This is a genomic window from Escherichia sp. E1V33, assembly GCF_004211955.1.
Taxonomy (GTDB): domain Bacteria; phylum Pseudomonadota; class Gammaproteobacteria; order Enterobacterales; family Enterobacteriaceae; genus Escherichia.
Window position 1 is genome coordinate 1 of record NZ_RHJI01000031.1, and the last position, 1,203, is coordinate 1,203.

Sequence of the window (1,203 nt, forward strand, 5' to 3'; positions counted from 1 at the left end):
TACGTATCTGATTGACCACTTAAAAACCGACACATTCGAGCTAACAAAGCTAAAGGTTCGCTGTGAGCAACGAACGAACCCGGAAATGGTAAATTGATTTAATTTACAACAATGCATTGAAACATAAAGGAAACTTATCTATAACATTTAGCACTGAATAAAATAATCACTAAAACGGATATGTATGGACATTCAAGTAGTTCATAAAGTCACTGAATATGATAGAGAAGAACTGTTAGCGGGGCTAAGAAGCTATAATGCTCAGTTTATCGATTTTAGTAAAAATGGACAGATCGGTGTCTACTGCAGAAATGAAATCGGAGAGATGGTAGGTGGATTAATTGCGGACAGGAAAGGTCCATGGCTGTGTATTGATTATCTTTGGGTGAGTGAATCAGCACGGAGTGGCGGTTTGGGTAGCAAACTTATGAGCATGGCTGAGAAAGAAGGTTTGATGAACGGTTGTATTCATGGCCTTGTCGATACATTTAGCTTCCAGGCGCTCCCCTTTTATGAAAAACAAGGTTATATACTTCAAATGTCATTACCTGATTTCCCTAAAGTAGGGGCACAAAGGCACTATCTAATAAAAACTAATTTATAGTAGTGCGGCTTTCGCTTTTCAACGCTGCCAACAGGCCGCCCACCTTACGCCTCGTTTCACTCGTTGCCCAAACTAGCCCCCATCAGAATGAATCCTCCTGGGGGCAACGTTTCTTAATGCAGCCAGCTGTCGTCTTCCCACACCTTCTGCATAATTTTCATCACTTGTTTTTTTTCTTCGTCCAGTTTCAGTCCGCTCAGTTCCACACCGTTAGAGCTACCTTTGCGGATGCGGATTACCGTTTTTGGATACAGGGGGCGCAGATTGCGGTAAAGCTCGGATTCAAGGGCGTCCAGGGTAGACTGGCTAATTTTTTGCTCTTTATCGATCATTATTTCAATGCGCATAAATTACCCCTCAGTTAACGACATCCATTGAGCGGTTATATTCGTGGGTTCTGATTTTTGCCATGAGTTCATCCGTCAGTTCTGAAATCCAAAGCAGCGCAAGCTCTTTTTCCTGATCACTACATTCACTGGCCACTACAAGCTTAAGAAAAAAATCAATTCGCTGGAGTTTCAACGACTCTAAAAAATAATCCTGCATCTTCCCTCCTATCTCACTGTGGGTAGATAATACTGTATACTTAACCACTGGTT

At 41.9% G+C, this 1,203-nt stretch carries 3 protein-coding genes; 1 reads left to right on the forward strand and 2 read right to left on the reverse strand.

The features are described from left to right. Positions 1 to 184: 184 nt before the first annotated feature. A complete protein-coding gene (locus D9742_RS21640) occupies positions 185 to 604 on the forward strand; it encodes a GNAT family N-acetyltransferase (RefSeq protein ID WP_130238206.1) in 420 nt (139 codons plus the stop codon). 113 nt (positions 605 to 717) lie between these two features. On the opposite strand, the gene D9742_RS21645 is transcribed toward D9742_RS21640, so the two are convergent. Together D9742_RS21645 and D9742_RS21650 are read right to left on the reverse strand one after the other, a co-directional pair. Further along, on the reverse strand, positions 718 to 951 hold the full coding sequence (locus tag D9742_RS21645; RefSeq protein WP_130238207.1) for a DinI family protein: 234 nt from the start codon (positions 949 to 951) through the stop codon (positions 718 to 720). Positions 952 to 961: 10 nt separating this feature from the next. Further along, positions 962 to 1,150, reverse strand: coding sequence for a hypothetical protein (locus D9742_RS21650; RefSeq protein ID WP_103253965.1), 189 nt, complete (start codon positions 1,148 to 1,150; stop codon positions 962 to 964). Between the last annotated feature and the right edge of the window lie 53 nt (positions 1,151 to 1,203).

Coding starts and splice junctions, on each gene's coding strand:
- D9742_RS21640 (WP_130238206.1), top strand. CDS start 185: ATGGACATTCAAGTAGTTCATAAAGTCACTGAATATGATAGAGAAGAA.
- D9742_RS21645 (WP_130238207.1), bottom strand. CDS start 951: ATGCGCATTGAAATAATGATCGATAAAGAGCAAAAAATTAGCCAGTCT.
- D9742_RS21650 (WP_103253965.1), bottom strand. CDS start 1,150: ATGCAGGATTATTTTTTAGAGTCGTTGAAACTCCAGCGAATTGATTTT.